10 protein-coding genes are annotated in these 17155 nt (G+C 53.1%); 4 read left to right on the top strand and 6 right to left on the bottom strand.

Annotated features, from left to right (window positions below):
- Positions 1 to 62: 62 nt before the first annotated feature.
- Complete coding sequence (nrdA, locus tag FCL49_RS12445; RefSeq protein WP_174353843.1) at positions 63 to 2351, bottom strand: class 1a ribonucleoside-diphosphate reductase subunit alpha; 2289 nt, start codon at positions 2349 to 2351, stop codon at positions 63 to 65.
- A gap of 437 nt (positions 2352 to 2788) precedes the next feature.
- On the bottom strand, positions 2789 to 3514 hold the full coding sequence (ubiG, locus tag FCL49_RS12440; protein WP_174353842.1) for a bifunctional 2-polyprenyl-6-hydroxyphenol methylase/3-demethylubiquinol 3-O-methyltransferase UbiG: 726 nt from the start codon (positions 3512 to 3514) through the stop codon (positions 2789 to 2791).
- Positions 3515 to 3726: 212 nt separating this feature from the next.
- Here ubiG and gyrA point away from each other — a divergent pair, with 212 nt between their 5' ends.
- Positions 3727 to 6375, top strand: coding sequence for a DNA topoisomerase (ATP-hydrolyzing) subunit A (gene gyrA, locus FCL49_RS12435; RefSeq protein ID WP_115184171.1), 2649 nt, complete (start codon positions 3727 to 3729; stop codon positions 6373 to 6375).
- A gap of 163 nt (positions 6376 to 6538) precedes the next feature.
- On the top strand, positions 6539 to 9412 hold the full coding sequence (rcsC, locus tag FCL49_RS12430; protein WP_174353841.1) for a two-component system sensor histidine kinase RcsC: 2874 nt from the start codon (positions 6539 to 6541) through the stop codon (positions 9410 to 9412).
- A gap of 51 nt (positions 9413 to 9463) precedes the next feature.
- Here rcsC and rcsB read toward each other — a convergent pair whose 3' ends face one another.
- The 3 genes from rcsB to FCL49_RS12415 are packed head-to-tail and all read right to left on the bottom strand — an operon-like array spanning position 9464 to position 13985.
- Positions 9464 to 10114, bottom strand: a complete 651-nt coding sequence (gene rcsB, locus FCL49_RS12425) for a response regulator transcription factor RcsB (RefSeq protein WP_004947156.1) — start codon at positions 10112 to 10114, stop codon at positions 9464 to 9466.
- Entirely contained in the window at positions 10107 to 12809 is a 2703-nt protein-coding gene (gene rcsD / locus FCL49_RS12420) for a phosphotransferase RcsD (protein WP_174353840.1), read from the bottom strand. The genes rcsB and rcsD overlap by 8 nt, the downstream gene beginning before the upstream one ends.
- 21 nt (positions 12810 to 12830) lie before the next feature.
- Complete coding sequence (locus FCL49_RS12415; protein WP_174353839.1) at positions 12831 to 13985, bottom strand: MFS transporter; 1155 nt, start codon at positions 13983 to 13985, stop codon at positions 12831 to 12833.
- An 831-nt stretch (positions 13986 to 14816) separates the two neighbouring features.
- Here FCL49_RS12415 and FCL49_RS12410 point away from each other — a divergent pair.
- Positions 14817 to 15929: a porin OmpC gene (locus FCL49_RS12410; RefSeq protein WP_174353838.1), complete on the top strand. Its 1113-nt coding sequence runs from the start codon at positions 14817 to 14819 to the stop codon at positions 15927 to 15929.
- A gap of 153 nt (positions 15930 to 16082) precedes the next feature.
- On the top strand, positions 16083 to 16499 hold the full coding sequence (locus tag FCL49_RS12405) for a VOC family protein (protein WP_174353837.1): 417 nt from the start codon (positions 16083 to 16085) through the stop codon (positions 16497 to 16499).
- On the opposite strand, the gene FCL49_RS12400 is transcribed toward FCL49_RS12405, so the two are convergent.
- A complete protein-coding gene (locus tag FCL49_RS12400) occupies positions 16493 to 17071 on the bottom strand; it encodes a TetR/AcrR family transcriptional regulator (RefSeq protein WP_174353999.1) in 579 nt (192 codons plus the stop codon). The genes FCL49_RS12405 and FCL49_RS12400 overlap by 7 nt on opposite strands.
- Positions 17072 to 17155 lie beyond the last annotated feature (84 nt).

Below are 17155 nucleotides of genomic sequence, written 5' to 3'. Positions count from 1 at the left end.
GAGTCCATCGTAACGTGGCTAAATGAAGGGGCCGGAAGAGTTCCGGCCCGCTGTGTCAAACTTTAGATCTTGCAGGCGCCGCTTTCGCAGTCATCATCGCCGCCTTTGGCCGGCAGCAAATCTTCCTGAATATCATCGGCACCGTCGCGGGTGTTCTGATAGTACAGCGTCTTGACACCAAACTTGTAGGTGGTGAGCAGGTCTTTCAACAGCTGCTTCATTGGCACCTTGCCGCCCGGGAAACGGGTTGGGTCATAGTTGGTGTTGGCAGAGATAGACTGGTCGATAAACTTCTGCATCAGACCGACCAGTTGCAGGTAGCCGTCGTTGTTCGGCATTTCCCACAGCAGTTCGTAGTCGTTTTTCAGACGCTCATACTCAGGCACCACCTGGCGCAGAATGCCGTCTTTCGACGCCTTGATACTGATATGGCCGCGTGGTGGCTCAATGCCGTTGGTAGCATTGGAAATCTGCGAAGAGGTTTCCGAAGGCATCAGCGCCGACAGGGTCGAGTTGCGCAGACCGGTTTCCTTGATCTCTTTACGCAGGGTTTCCCAGTCGTAGTGCAGTGGTTCCTGGCAGATGACATCCAGATCTTTCTTGTAGGTGTCGATCGGCAGGATGCCCTGTGAATAAGTGGTTTCATTGAACCACGGGCAGGCGCCCTGTTCCTGAGCCAGACGGTTCGAGGCTTTCAGCAGGTAATACTGGATGGCTTCGAAAGTCTTGTGGGTCAGGGCATTGGCGCTGCCATCGGAGTACCGCACGCCGTTCTTCGCCAGATAATAAGCGTAGTTGATCACGCCGATACCCAGGGTGCGGCGGCCCATCGCGCCACGATGAGCGGCTTTGATTGGGTAGTCCTGGTAATCCAGCAGGGCATCCAGCGCACGTACCGCCAGGGTAGCCAGCTCTTCCAGATCGTCCAGGCTTTCGATGGCGCCGAGGTTGAAGGCGGACAGCGTACACAGGGCGATTTCACCGTTTTCGTCGTTGACGTCATCGAGTGGCTTGGTCGGCAGGGCGATTTCCAGGCACAGGTTGGACTGGCGTACCGGTGCGATCTGCGGATCAAACGGGCTGTGGGTGTTGCAGTGGTCAACGTTCTGGATGTAGATGCGGCCGGTAGAGGCGCGTTCCTGCATCATCAGTGAGAACAGCTCAACCGCTTTTACGCGTTTCTGGCGAATGCTGTCGTCTTGTTCGTACTTGGTGTACAGACGTTCGAATTCGTCCTGATCGGCGAAGAACGCGTCATACAGGCCCGGGACGTCAGACGGGCTGAACAGAGTGATGTCCTGGCCCTTGATCAGGCGCTGGTACATCAGGCGGTTCAACTGTACGCCGTAGTCCATGTGACGCACGCGGTTGCCTTCAACGCCGCGGTTGTTTTTCAGCACCAGCAGGCTTTCAACTTCCAGATGCCACATTGGGTAGAACAGTGTGGCCGCGCCGCCGCGCACGCCGCCCTGCGAACAGGACTTCACCGCGGTCTGGAAATGTTTGTAGAACGGAATGCAACCGGTATGGAAGGCTTCACCGCCACGGATCGGGCTGCCCAGCGCACGGATGCGGCCGGCGTTGATGCCGATGCCGGCGCGTTGCGAAACGTATTTCACAATGGCGCTGGAGGTGGCGTTGATGGAGTCCAGGCTGTCGCCGCACTCGATCAGCACGCAAGAGCTGAACTGGCGGGTTGGGGTGCGCACGCCGGACATGATTGGCGTAGGCAGAGAAATCTTGAAGGTGGAGATCGCGTCGTAGAAACGTTTAACGTAGTCCAGACGGGTATCACGCGGGTAGTTGGAGAACAGGCACGCGGCAACCAGGATATACAGGAACTGAGCGCTCTCGTAGATCTCGCCGCTAACGCGGTTCTGCACCAGATACTTCCCTTCCAGCTGTTTAACGGCTGCGTAGGAGAAGTTCATATCACGCCAGTGATCGATAAAGGAGTCCATCTGCTCGAACTCTTCAGAGCTGTAGTCTTCCAGCAGATGCTTATCGTACTTGCCCATTTCTACCATGCGCGTTACGTGAGCGAGCAACTTCGGTGGCTCGAATTGGTCGTAAGCTTTTTTACGCAGGTGGAAGATGGCCAGGCGTGCTGCCAGATACTGGTAGTCCGGCGCGTCGCGCGAGATCAGATCGGCTGCAGCTTTGATAATGGTTTCATGAATATCAGCAGTTTTGATGCCGTCATAAAACTGAATATGCGAACGCAACTCTACTTGAGAAACCGATACGTTGTTTAACCCTTCCGCGGCCCAGTCGATGACACGGTGGATTTTGTCGAGGTTGATGCGCTCTTTACGGCCATCGCGTTTAGTTACAAGCAGACTTTGGTTCATGTGGTGTTTTACCTGTCCGTATGGTGCCCCTAAGCAGAAGTGTAGTAGCTCTGCTCAGTATGTAAACACTATATATAGGGGTTGTATGTCGGTGAGGTAACAAGATAGTGAGAAAACAGGGCGTTTGCAAGTGAACAAAAGTGGCCTAATTTGTGGATAACTTGGGGGTGAAATGTGACTTGTCTTTCGCAGTGCGCGCTGTGACTGGCGTGACAAGCTTGTCAATAAGCGGGATAAGAATTTCCCTAGAATCAGAAAAACGTGATCGTTTGCCGCTTTATTAAACGTTAGAAAAAAACGGCATATTGATCTGATTTAATATTCTTAAAAACTGTTTACAACGGCGATTTTGATCGAAAGCGGAAAAATTGGGTATTTATCTTAATGTTATCGGCGTACCGGAACTGGCAAGCCAGTCCCGGCGCGGTTTGGCAGGCTTAGCCTTCGTGCTGGGTATGTACCATATAGTTCACATCAACGTTACGGCCAAGCTTGAAATGGTCGGTGATTGGGTTGTAATGCAGGCCAATCATATGCTTTTCGCGCAGTGGCGTGCCGTCAACCCAGCCGATCAGCTCAGAAGGGCGGATGAACTTCTTATGGTCATGGGTGCCCTGTGGCACCATCTTCAGAATATATTCCGCACCGACCACCGCCATCAGCCAGGCTTTGGTATTGCGGTTAATGGTGGAGAAAAACACGTGGCCACCCGGTTTGACCAGGTGAGCGCAGGCGCGTACCACCGAGGCCGGATCGGGAACGTGCTCCAGCATTTCCATGCAGGTCACTACGTCATAGCGTTGCGGGTTGGCCTGTGCATGGCTTTCTACCGTTTCCTGGATGTAAGCCACATTCACGCCGGTTTCCAGTGCGTGCAACCGGGCGACCTGCAGCGGTTCGGCCCCCATGTCCAGCCCGGTGACCTGTGCGCCTTCGCGCGCCATGCTTTCCGCCAAAATGCCGCCACCGCAGCCAACGTCGAGTACGGTCTTGTCAAAAATGCCGCCGGCACGCTGCAGGATGTAGTTCAGACGCAGCGGGTTGATACGGTGCAGCGGCTTGAATTCACCTTCCAAATCCCACCAGCGTGAGGCCACGGCCTCGAACTTGGCGATTTCATGATGGTCTACGTTTTGCGCTTGGCTGGATGATTCTGCATTCATGGGCGTATTTGGCTCCTGGTTCTCGTTGCGCGGATTATACATGTTCCGGCGCAGCACCGTCTGTGCCGATGCATTTTTACTGCACATATATGCACAATTTAAGTTAAACAGCGGCGGTTATTTTCCCGTAAAGCGTGCTTTGTGATATAGTTTTACACCTTTGCCACTATGGCAGCGGGCAGATGAATCATTAGTAGAGGGATAGCAGCTCCATGAGCGACCTTGCCAGAGAAATCACACCGGTAAACATCGAAGACGAGTTGAAAAACTCGTATCTGGACTACGCGATGTCCGTAATTGTCGGACGTGCGCTGCCAGATGTTCGTGATGGACTGAAGCCGGTGCACCGTCGCGTTTTGTTCGCGATGAGTGTATTGGGTAACGACTGGAATAAACCATACAAGAAATCGGCCCGTGTCGTTGGGGACGTAATCGGTAAATATCACCCACACGGTGACAGCGCGGTTTACGACACCATCGTGCGTATGGCTCAACCGTTTTCACTGCGCTATATGCTGGTGGACGGTCAGGGTAACTTCGGTTCTGTCGATGGCGACTCCGCCGCGGCGATGCGTTATACCGAAGTGCGCATGTCCAAAATTGCTCACGAACTGCTGGCGGATCTGGAAAAAGAAACCGTCGACTTCGTGCCTAACTACGATGGCACCGAGCAGATCCCAGCCGTCATGCCAACCAAGATCCCGAACCTGCTGGTAAACGGCGCGTCGGGCATCGCCGTGGGTATGGCCACCAACATTCCGCCGCATAACCTGTCAGAGGTTATCAACGGCTGCCTGGCCTATATCGATGATGAAAACATCAGCATCGAAGGCCTGATGGAATACATCCCGGGGCCGGACTTCCCAACTGCGGCGATCATCAACGGCCGTCGCGGCATTGAAGAGGCTTACCGCACCGGACGCGGCAAAATCTACTTACGCGCACGCGCTGAAGTAGAAGCCGATGCCAAAACCGGTCGCGAAACCATCATTGTTCACGAGATCCCGTATCAAGTGAACAAGGCGCGTCTGATCGAGAAGATCGCCGAGCTGGTCAAAGAAAAACGCGTGGAAGGCATCAGCGCGCTACGTGATGAGTCCGACAAAGACGGTATGCGCATCGTAGTTGAAATCAAACGCGACGCGGTCGGCGAAGTAGTGCTGAACAACCTGTATTCGTTGACTCAACTGCAGGTCACCTTCGGCATCAACATGGTGGCATTGCATCAGGGCCAGCCGAAACTGCTGAACCTGAAAGACATTCTGCAGGCGTTTGTTCGTCACCGTCGTGAAGTAGTGACCCGCCGTACCATCTTCGAACTGCGTAAAGCCCGCGATCGCGCCCATATCCTGGAAGCGCTGGCCATCGCATTGGCGAACATCGATCCGATTATCGAAATGATCCGCCGTGCGCCAACCCCTGCGGAAGCGAAAGCCGCATTGGTGGCTCAAGCCTGGGATCTGGGTAATGTGGCTGCGATGCTGGAGCGCGCCGGTGACGACGCCGCTCGCCCTGAGTGGCTGGAGCCGGAGTTCGGTATCCGTGACGGTAAATACCATCTGACCGAGCAGCAGGCTCAGGCGATCCTGGATCTGCGTCTGCAGAAACTGACCGGCCTGGAGCATGAAAAGCTGCTGGACGAATATAAAGAGCTGCTGACGGCGATTGCCGCGCTGATCTTTATTCTGGAAAACCCAGACCGTCTGATGGAAGTGATCCGCGAAGAGCTGGTGGCAATCAAAGAGCAGTACAACGATGGCCGCCGCACCGAGATCACCGCCAATACTTCAGATATCAATATCGAAGACCTGATCAACCAGGAAGACGTGGTCGTTACGCTGTCGCACCAGGGCTATGTGAAGTATCAGCCTCTGACCGACTATGAAGCGCAACGCCGTGGTGGTAAAGGCAAGTCAGCTGCACGTATTAAAGAAGAAGACTTTATCGATCGTCTGTTGGTGGCCAACACCCACGATACGATCCTGTGCTTCTCCAGCCGTGGCCGCCTGTACTGGATGAAGGTGTACCAACTGCCTGAAGCCAGCCGTGGTGCGCGCGGTCGTCCAATCGTCAACCTGCTGCCGCTGGAAGCCAATGAGCGTATTACCGCCATTCTGCCGGTACGCGAGTATGAAGAAGGGCGTCACGTGTTTATGGCCACCGCCAGCGGCACCGTGAAGAAAACTGCATTGACCGATTTTAGCCGCCCACGCAGCGCCGGCATCATCGCCGTTAACCTCAACGAGGGTGACGAGCTGATTGGTGTTGACCTGACCGACGGCAGCAATGAAGTCATGCTGTTCTCTGCCAACGGTAAAGTGGTGCGCTTCCCGGAAACGCAGGTGCGTTCTATGGGTCGTACTGCCACCGGCGTACGCGGTATCAATCTGGGCGAAGGCGATAGCGTCATTTCCCTGATTGTGCCACGCGGTGAAGGCGACATTCTGACCGTCACCCAGAACGGCTACGGTAAACGTACCGCTGTCACCGAGTATCCGACCAAGTCACGCGCTACCCAGGGGGTTATCTCCATTAAGGTGAGCGAGCGTAATGGTCAGGTAGTGGGTGCGGTTCAGGTGGATACCACCGATCAGATCATGATGATTACCGATGCCGGCACGCTGGTGCGTACCCGCGTATCGGAAGTCAGCGTGGTGGGTCGTAATACCCAGGGTGTTACGCTGATCCGTACTGCGGAAGACGAGAACGTCGTCGGTCTGCAGCGTGTTGCCGAGCCGGTGGAAGACGAAGAGCTGGACAGCCTCGAACCGGGTGCGGAAGTTGCAGAAGAAGACGCTGCACCGCTGGACGAAGGTGATGATTCTGAAGCGCCAGACGACGCGGAAGAAGACAACGCCTAAGCCATAGGGGCTGGCACATGCCCCTATCGCACTGAGGTAACAAGGGCCTGGCAGCGATGCTAGGCCCTTTTTCAGTTCTATGGTTTAATTGCCGGACCCAAGCCAGAGCTCCCGGCTCTGACATGAACGCGCTGGTCGCCACTGACATTCGTATGGTATCCGATTGAAATATTTAGCTTCTTTTCGCACCACGTTAAAGATATCCCGCTATTTGTTCCGGGTGCTGGCGATCATGTTGTGGTCGTTGGGGGCGTTGCTCACCACCTTCTATATCCTGAATATCCTGCACCAGAAAGAGTCTGAAATCCGGCAGGACTACAATCTGAATTTCGATCAGGCGCAGGGTTATATCCGCCATTCGGCCGATATCATGCGTGATATCAAATATATGGCGGAAAACCGCCTTAACGGCTCAGTCAGTAGCATGGACATGTTTAGCGGCATCTTTCCCGGCAAGAACAGTCCGCTGGAGTTTGTACCGCTGTATCCAGAATCCAGTTGTTCACTGAATACCACCTACCGCAGCTCGCTCAATTCTTTGAGCGGGTTGATTCAGTATTGGAAAGAGAACTTCGTCGCGGCCTACGATCTCAACCGGGTGTTTTTCATCGACGGCGATACGCTGTGCATGGCGGAGTTTGGCAGCAGCAGCAGCGGCGTAGCCAATCGGGCCGACGCGCTGAAAACTCTGCATGAACGCATCCTCAAATACCGTAACGCCAAGAACCAGGACAAAGACAATAATCTGTACTGGATCAGCCCAAGCCAGCAGCGGCCGGATGTCGGTTATCTGTATGTACTGACGCCAATTTATATTGGTAACAAGCTGGAAGCGTTGCTGGGTATTGAACAAACCATCCGTCTGGAGGACTTTGTTACCGCAGGCAGCTTGCCGACCGGCGTAACCCTGTTGGATGAGAATAACCAACCGATACTGCGGCTGGCAGATGATGAGCGAGATGTACACGCCCCCAACAGCTATCCGGACGAGCCGGCTTACTTTGGCTATGTCGATAATTACCGCGACCTGATCATGAAAAAAGCTCTGCCGCCGTCATCGCTCAGTATTGTTTATTCTGTGCCGGTGAAGACGGTGGTTGAACGCTTCAGGATGCTGATCCTCAATGCGGTGCTGTTGAATATGTTGTCCGCCATAGTGTTGTTCAGCCTGGCCTGGTTGTTTGAACGCAAAATGTTCCTGCCGGCAGAAGATAACGCCTTCCGGCTGGAGGAGCATGAACAGTTCAACCGCAAGATTGTCGCCTCGGCGCCGGTGGGTATTTGTATTCTGCGCATCAGCGACGGCACCAACATTCTGAGTAACGAGCTGGCGCATAACTACATCAACCTGCTGACCCACGAAGACCGTGATCGCATTACGCGCATCATCTGCGAACAACAGGCGAACTTTGTCGATGTGATGACCAGTAATAACAATAATCTGCAGATCAGCTTTGTTCATTCCCGTTACCGTAACGAAGATGTGGCGATTTGTGTGCTGGTGGACGTCAGTGCCCGCGTGAAAATGGAAGAGTCGCTGCAGGAGATGGCCGCGGCGGCAGAGCAGGCCAGCCAATCCAAATCGATGTTCCTGGCGACTGTCAGCCATGAGTTGCGCACGCCGCTGTATGGCATCATCGGCAACCTCGATTTATTGCAGACCAAGGCGTTACCGCAGGGTGTTGACCGATTGGTCAATGCGATGAACAACTCGTCCGGACTGTTGCTGAAGATCATCAGCGACATTTTGGACTTCTCTAAAATCGAATCCGAACAACTGAAGATTGAACCGCGCGAGTTCTCCTGCCTGGAGGTGATCACCCACATCGCCGGCAACTATTTGCCGCTGGTGGTGAAGAAGCGGCTGGGGTTGTACTGCTTTATCGAACAGAATGTTCCGGAGCGCATTTCCGGCGATCCGGTACGGTTGCAGCAGGTACTGTCCAATTTGTTGAACAACGCGATTAAGTTTACCGATACCGGCTGCATCATTTTGCAGGTGTGTACGCGCGGCAGCTATCTGGAGTTCAGCGTTCGTGATACTGGGGTCGGCATTCCGGAGAAAGAAATTACCCGCCTGTTCGATCCGTTCTTCCAGGTGGGCAGCGGCGTGCAACGCCATTTCCAGGGTACCGGGTTGGGGCTGGCGATTTGCGAAAAGCTGATCAACATGATGGACGGCGATATTGCCGTTGAGTCCGAGCCGGGATTAGGCAGTCTGTTCACCATTCGCATTCCGTTGTTTAACGCTCAATTCCCGATCCCGCAGCCCAGTGATACCTGGCAAGGTAAAACTCTGTGGCTGGATATCCGCAACCAGCGGTTGGAAAGTTATCTGATGGAGATCCTTGGCGGCTATGGCGCGACGGTACTGCGTCATCAGGGGCAGGATACCGCAGCAGGGGATGTGATGCTAAGCGATCACCCGCTGATGGTTAATACACCGTTGCTGGCGCAGATCCAGTTCTCTATCGAACATATTGGCCCGTCACAGGAAACCCGGCCGGGCTATTGGATGCACAGTACCTCGACGCCGCGTGAAACCCTGGCGCTGCTCAACCGCTTGTTTGGTACCCGTGATGAAAGCGGTAATACTCTGATGCAATTACCGCTGCCGGCCAAGGCCAACAAGGTAGACAACGGGGATATTCATTTGCTGGTGGTGGATGACCACCCGATTAACCGCCGGTTGCTGTCCGACCAGCTTGGCTCACTGGGCTATCAGGTGGTGACGGCCAATGATGGGGTTGACGCGCTCGACGTATTGAATCGCAATACCGTCGATATCGTGCTGACCGACGTCAACATGCCTAATATGGATGGCTACCGTTTGACCCAGCGCCTGCGCCAGTTGCACTTTACCGCGCCGGTAATCGGCGTGACTGCGAATGCCCTGGCGGAAGAAAAACAGCGCTGTATTGAGGCCGGGATGGATAACTGCCTGTCGAAGCCGGTGACTCTGGAAACGTTGGAACAGACATTAGGCTATTACAGCCAACAGGTTCGCCGCATGCGCGCTGAGTCCGAAGACGCCTGAAAGCAAAAGGGCGCGGCATAATGCCGCGCCCTCTGTTAACTACCGGGGATTTTATTCTTTGTCCAGCGGTGCCATGCTGACGGACGAGAGGTAGTTGAGCAGCGCAATATCGTTCTCAACACCCAACTTCATCATCGCCGATTTCTTCTGGCTACTGATGGTTTTGATGCTGCGGTTGAGCTTCTTGGCGATCTCGGTCACCAGGAAACCTTCGGCGAACAGGCGCAATACTTCGCTCTCTTTCGGAGACAGACGTTTGTCACCGTAACCACTGGCGCTGATCCTCTCCAACAGTTTGGAGACGCTTTCCGGCGTGAACTTCTTGCCTTTCTGCAATGCGGCCAGCGCTTTCGGCAGGTCGGTCGGCGCACCCTGTTTCAACACGATGCCTTCGATATCCAGATCCAACACGGCGCTAAGAATAGCCGGGTTGTTGTTCATGGTCAGAACGATGATCGACAACTGCGGATAATGGCGTTTGATGTATTTGATCAGCGTAATGCCGTCGCCATACTTATCACCCGGCATCGAAAGGTCGGTGATCAGGACGTTTGCATCCAGTTTGGACAGATTGTTGATCAGTGCTGTTGAGTCTTCAAACTCCCCAACGACATTCACCCATTCAATTTGCTCAAGTGACTTCCGGATGCCAAACAGTACGATAGGATGGTCATCAGCAATAATTACGTTCAGGTTATTCATGTTGTTGGCTACCTTGCTGCAGCAGTCTACTGACGAAAAAATCAATCTGACTGATGTTATTCTCGATCTTGAGCGCATCACCGTCTGCGATGTGCTGTTCTAACGATTCACACAGTTGCTTGCCGGGAAGCAGATTTAACATGGCAAACACGCCTTTCAGGCGGTGTGCTGTCTGTGACAGAGCATGGAAATCACTGCTGCCCGCCTCAGTATACAGTTTTTTGACATCGTCGGGTACTGTATCAATAAATAGGCCATAGTAATCACTTGATTTCAATTGTTTTTCATAGAGTTGGATATCATCTGCGGTCAGTGATAATGCACTTTCCTGCTGTTCCAATGCGGCCATTTGCTGCTCAATCAGCATCAATACGGCGTCGATCATCGCACCACTCAGGTTATAGTTTACCCGAATATACCGTTTTTCAAGCTGTTGCCATCCAGCCTCATCGCTGGTCAGCAGCAGGGTGTAATCGTCTGCTCTTTGCGGGTTATCGGTCAACAAGACGTCGTAGTCGCGATTAATCTGACGTTCGTCAGCAACGATGCAACTTGCGCCATAGGCATGCAGCAGGCGGGTGACAATGCTCCGTATTTCCTCAGAAGTAATGTCCAGCAAGGCGGTTACACCGTCGAGCAGTTTTTCCTGCGCTTCCGTCTCTTTTTTCTCCATCTCCATAGGGACGCGGATGGTGTAGCGGGTGCCGATATCTATCTTGCTGCGGATATCCAACTGGCCGTTGAGTTTTTTGCACAGTTGATTACACAGGAAGAAGGTGAGGCCGGAGCCATGATCAAAGCGGTCCACCAGCGTTTGGCTGAGGAACGGGTAATTCAGGTTGCTGATTTCTTCGTTGGAAATGCCTGAACCGGTGTCATTGATATGGAATACCAGGCGATCGGGGTGATCGGGCTCATGATCGATCACCAGCGAAATCTTGCCGCAGGCGGTAGTGATAATGGCGTAATGCACCAGCAGCGAGATCACCTTACGCAGTGCGTTGGCATCGCCGATATATTGCTGTTCAACGTCAAGATGGAAATGGTTGAACAACGACAGGCCTTTTTGATTGATGGACGGCAGGGCTTCCTGCAGCAATTCATCTATCAGGGCCGATGGGCTGAAGGGATGACGCGAAGGCTGCCAGTCCTGGGTTTCCAACCGGGTGAGCAGGGTGATATTTTCAATCAGCCCCAGCACCGTTGATGATTGAACCGCCAGTTGCTTTTGCAGCGCTTGCTGTTGCTCTTCGTCCGCTTGCGTGCGCAGACGATCGACCAGATCGTGCATTTGCCGGACCGGTTGATTCAGCTCAATGCCCAGATTATGCAGCATCAGTTTGCGTGCCTGTACGTTCTTGTCGTACTCGCGCTGTGCCTGCTGCAAACGTTTATTGACCATCACTTCCTTGTCCTGATCGTTGAGCAGGAACAGATAGGTTTCCGGCGACAGTTGGCTGCGGAAGATGCGGATCTCATACACTTCGTTGTTTACCGTCGCCTGAATCACGCCGTGATGCTGTTCGGCCATATGGGCGATTTTTTGCAGGCTGAGGTGCGGCAGCAGGTGCTGGGCAATCTTATTACTGGCGATGACCGTATTGCTGGCGAAGTTGTACACCAGCAGGCCTGAAGGCAGGCTGGCGATGATTTCCTGATTTAGTGCACGTTCGGCTTCCAGCTCAACCGCCATGTTCTCGCTCGGGCGAATATACTGGCGACGGATAAAGTAAATGCCCACCAATGAAAGCGCCAATAGCAACAGATTGATGGCGATCAGCCAGATATTGTTGCGCAGCAGGTCAATCGCCAGGCTGATAGCAGAGACACGATAAACCACTTTCAGTGGCGCGTTAGGCAGGGGGGCGCTGAACTCTACCCAACTACCGCTCATCGAGATGCCAGTGCTGGTCGCGCTATCCAACGGCAAGGTACCGTCGTCCATGCTGTTATCGTCAGGCAGCAGCATAAAGTTGGAGCGCGCCATATTAATGGGGATGATGTCGTTAATCGGTAGATCGAAGGCGATCACCGTGGCCAAATGCCCCGGTTGGTTAAAGGTGGTGCGGATTGAAAACGAATAGGCGTTCTGGAAACGCTGTTTGCGCAAGGCAGAGAAGCTTTCACGCTCGTCGAGCATATTGGCCTGTTGCAGCATTTCCGCCCGGCGATCCTCTGCCGAGGTCGTCAGATAGCTCTCCTTGAAGCGGGAGGCCAGCTCTTTCAGCGGCTGGGTGGTGATTAGGCTCAGGCTGTTATCCTGACCGTTAAGGTAATACATGGCGTAATTTTCAGTCTTGGCCCCCCAGCGGGTATCCAGATAGTCTGAAATATTGGCGATCATCGCCAGGGTGCCTTCTTCATGACTGCCAAAAATAACCGCGTCGGTTTTTTTATGCGGTTTCTCCAGGTAGTAAACGTCCGGGCGCAACCGGGTTTCCTGCAGGCTGGGATCGACATTCAATGAAGGCGCATTGCCGAATTTGTCGTAAATCTGATAGGTGATATAGCGGTAGTTGTCGATGCGCTTTTGCAGGCCGTTGGCGATGCCGTTCAGGGCGTATTTCTTTTCCGCCAGCCAGGCGTTGGTATAGTTGTAGCCGTACAGGCCGATGGCAATCGTCAGCAGCACGGAAAATAGCAGGAAGCAGCGGGTAATATTGCTTGAGCTGATGGTCAGTTGTTTATTTTGCATAGTTGACTGCGCATTCCTGAATCAACGGGTTATCGCCCGGGCGCTGGCGGTGACTGCCAGAAGTAATACTGCAACGCAGGCAAAAGCCATCGTCAGGCTGGAGAACTGGGCGATAAAGCCAATCAGCGCCGGTCCGGCGAGAATGCCGGCGTAGCCTACGGTTGTCACTGAGGCGATGGCCAGGTTGGCCGGCATATCATGCTGGTTGCCGGCGGCACTGAACAGGATCGGTACCACGTTGGAGGCGCCGAGGCCCACCAGCATAAAACCAATCAGTGAAACCATGGCGTTGTTGAAGATAATGGCCAAACTCAGGCCAATGGCCGCGCACAGGCTGCCCAACAGCAACACCTTATATCTGCCCAGCGTATTCACCACCCGATCGCCGTTCAGTCGACCCAAGGTCATGGTGATGGAGAACAGCGCATAGCCTAATCCGGCCTGGCTGTGGTCGACGCCTCGCAGAGTGGTGAGAAACAGGGCACTCCAGTCGAGCATCGAACCTTCTGCCAGGAACATGATGAAGCACAGGATGCCAATGAACATCACCCAACCGCGTGGCAACACAAACATCGGCCCACCTTCTTCACCGCCGCTTTCACGCAGCAAGTTGCGACTGGCCAGCATCAACAGTGCGGCAATGGTCAGTACGGCGACCCATGTTGCCAGCAAAGGTGACAGTCCCAGCCACAGCATCACACTAACACCACCGGCACCGGCAATACCGCCAACGCTGAAGAAACCGTGAAAGCCGGACATCATTGCCTTGCCGCTGGCGCGCTCGACCACTACCGCCTGTATGTTCATCGACACATCGATCATGCCGATTGCCGCGCCAAACAATAATAGCGCCAGTGCCATACCGGTGGTGGTGTCCATCAGGACCAGCAGGGGTAAATCAATACACAGTGCCAGCCCGGCAAGCAGGATCACCGGACGACAGCCCAACCTGCCGGTCAGGAAGCCGGTAAGCGGCATCGCCAACATCGAACCTGCGCCAATGCACAGCAACAGCAGACCCAAGGAGCCGTCGTCAATGCCAATACGCGCTTTGGCGAAGGGGACCAAGGGAGCCCAGGCGGCCATGCCGAAGCCGGCGACAAAAAAGGCCAAACGCGTGGCGACCTGTGCCGGGACGCCGGGTTTCTGCTGTTCATTACACAAGGTGGATGTCATGTGGGCATCAGGATCTATTGTGGAAATGCGGGCTGAAAGTTATGGAGTGTTTTTATCACAATCCGCGATCCGGGTCGAAAGGATTTGCGCTCGCCCGCGTTTCTGCTCACAAGGTAATGACTTGAGTAAGGGGTTCTGGGTATTTTCCCAGACGTTCAAAATAGAGGGGGCGACCAATATTGCTGCATCGAACAGAATGCCAGCCCAAGTCGCAGGCACTTTAGCAATAAAAGACTTTCCTAATTAAAACGATTAATCCGCAGCCTGATATAGGTTAATAAATTAGCAATTAGTGCGAAAGTTAATTGTGGGTATAATATCTTAACGTGATTATTTTTTGGCAAAAAGTGCGCATTATGGTGAATTGTGGTGAGGATTTCAGGCAATAAAAAACCGGCCATAAGCCGGTCGAAGTGTACAAAAATTATCTTACAGATAATGAAGGTAATAATGAAAATAATGATGATAGCGGGATTATTATAACGTCAGCGTTATGAGATTATTTTGGCACAATGTGCTTATTGAGTGTGACTTTTGTATGGCTGTCTTTTTTTTCTTAAAGATTTGTATAACTGCATGATTTTATATCTATAAATGTATTTTTTGTCATTGCGTGCCTTATTTTCTCTGTCTGTAATGTTTTGTGGAAGTTCGCGCAAATTTACATTTTGAAACCTTTATTAATCATGGTGAAACACTATCGGATACTTGGTATCATTTTCTTTCTGGATTAATATAACCCTTGTTACCAGAATGGTAATGCACAGTCGTGCTAATAATGCTCAAAAGGGCAGTGGCCATAGCTCGACATAATTAATGAGGATAATAACGATGAAACTTCGAGTACTCTCCCTGATAGTACCCGCACTGCTGGTTGCAGGCACAGCAGGCGCGGCGGAAATCTACAACAAAGACGGTAATAAACTGGATTTGTTCGGTAAAATCGATGGTCTTCACTATTTTTCCGATGATAAAGGCTCTGATGGTGACATGTCTTATATGCGTTTTGGCCTGCGCGGCGAAACGCAAATCAGTGACCAACTGACCGGCTACGGTGAGTGGGAATATCAGGCAAACCTTAACCACGCAGAAAGTGATGACAACAAAAACTTCACCCGTGTTGGTTTTGCAGGCCTGAAATTCGGTGATTACGGTTCATTGGATTACGGCCGTAACTACGGCGTGCTGTACGACATCGGCGCATGGACCGACGTACTGCCAGAGTTCGGTGGCGATACCTACGGTGCGGACAACTTCATGTTCCAGCGTACCAACGGCGTGCTGACTTACCGTAACTCAGACTTCTTTGGTCTGGTTGACGGCCTTAACTTTGCTCTGCAATACCAGGGCAAAAACGACAGCGCTACCGAATCCAACAACGGTCGTGACGTGTTGGCGCAGAACGGTGACGGCTACGGCATGTCCGCGTCTTACGATCTGGGCTATGGCATCAGCGCTGCAGCGGCGTACTTCTCTTCCGACCGTACCAACGATCAGAACGGCAATAACAACGCCGGTATTCTGGGCCGTGGTGACAAGGCAGAGGCCTACAGCGGCGGTCTGAAATATGACGCCAACAACGTTTACCTGGCAGCGATGTATACTCAGTCTTACAACGCAACCCGCTTCGGCAGCAGCAACAGCAGCACTTACGGTTACGCCAACAAAGCGCAAAACATGGAAATCGTTGCGCAGTACCAGTTCGACTTCGGTCTGCGTCCTTCCGTGGCTTACCTGCAGTCTAAAGGGAAAGATATCGAACGCGGTTACGGCGATCAGGATCTGATGAAGTATGTTGATGTGGGCGCGACCTACTACTTCAACAAAAACATGTCTACCTACGTTGACTACAAAATCAACCTGCTGGACGAAAACGACTTCACCAAGTCTGCCGGTATCAACACCGACAACGTGGTTGCCGTGGGCCTGGTTTACCAGTTCTAAGCAACAGAGTGTGAACGCGATCGCGCGGCCTTCGGGCCGCGTTTTTTTTGCCTGTGGTTTGGCACAAATTGGCATTTTCGCGGCACGGATTGCCATTCTGGTGTACTGAGGTTTACCTAAACTTGCGCCGTAGAGAGAAATCAGGAGGTTAATATGGAACTCAAGATAGATCGGGTGATTGAAACGGTACTGTACGTCAAGGATATCGAGCGGGCTGCGGCTTTTTATCAGCAGGTATTAAAGCTGTCGCCGATGGTGGCCAACGAACGTTTTCGCGCCTATGACGTGGGCCAACAAAGCGTATTGCTGCTGTTTATTGAAGGCGACTCGGTCAAAGGGGCACGGTATCCGGAAGGCTATATCCCTCCGCATGACGGCAGCGGGCCGCTGCATATCGGGCTGGCCGTCACGAAAGAACAGCTGCCGCATTGGGAACAACAGCTGGCGGCACATGGTATAGAGATAGAAGGGCGCATGAGTTGGGATCACGGTGGCGAGAGTATTTATTTCCGCGATCCCGACCATCATTTGCTCGAACTGGTGACGCCGGGGATCTGGGCTAATTACTGATGTTTCCAGGCGGCAGCCAAAGTTTTTAGCATTTCACTCAGCAGCAGCAGCGTATTCTGGGCTTGCTGCTCAATTTGTACCTTGACGATGGCTCCGTCGATCAACATCGACAGCATCTCCGCCCGCTGTTTCCGCTCAGGGCTCGCAGGCAGGTGGCTGGCAATGACTCCGGCCATCTGCTCCTTATGCCGGCACGCGATGTTCAGGCTCTCCGGCAACATATCCGCCAGCTCCACCGCCGTATTGATAAAAGCACAGCCGCGAAAATGCGGACTGCTGAACCACTCCTCAAGGCAGGGCACCAAAGCGAGCATCACATCCCCTGACTTTGCGAAATGCTGCTCCAGGGACCGGCTGAACCAGCTTAGCCACCGATCGTGACGGTAGGCCAGAAACGCTTCAATCAGCTCATTTTTACTGGGGAAATGACGATAAAACGTGACCTTGGCTACGCCTGATTCGCTGATGATGCGATCGATGCCGGTTGCGCGTATGCCATCGCGGTAAAACAAATCGTGGGCTGTCAGCAGGATGCGCTGCCGTGGCGGCAGAGTGCTGGGGGCAACAGTCATCAAAACATCTCCTGAAATATCGGCTGGAATGATTGTAGACAACTCTGTCTACATGCGCTAGCTTAATTGTGTAGACAAATCTGT

The organism is Serratia proteamaculans (assembly GCF_013337185.1).
GTDB lineage: Bacteria > Pseudomonadota > Gammaproteobacteria > Enterobacterales > Enterobacteriaceae > Serratia > Serratia proteamaculans_D.
Note: the sequence above shows the minus strand (reverse complement) of the source record. Positions and strands in the feature narration are given on the sequence as shown.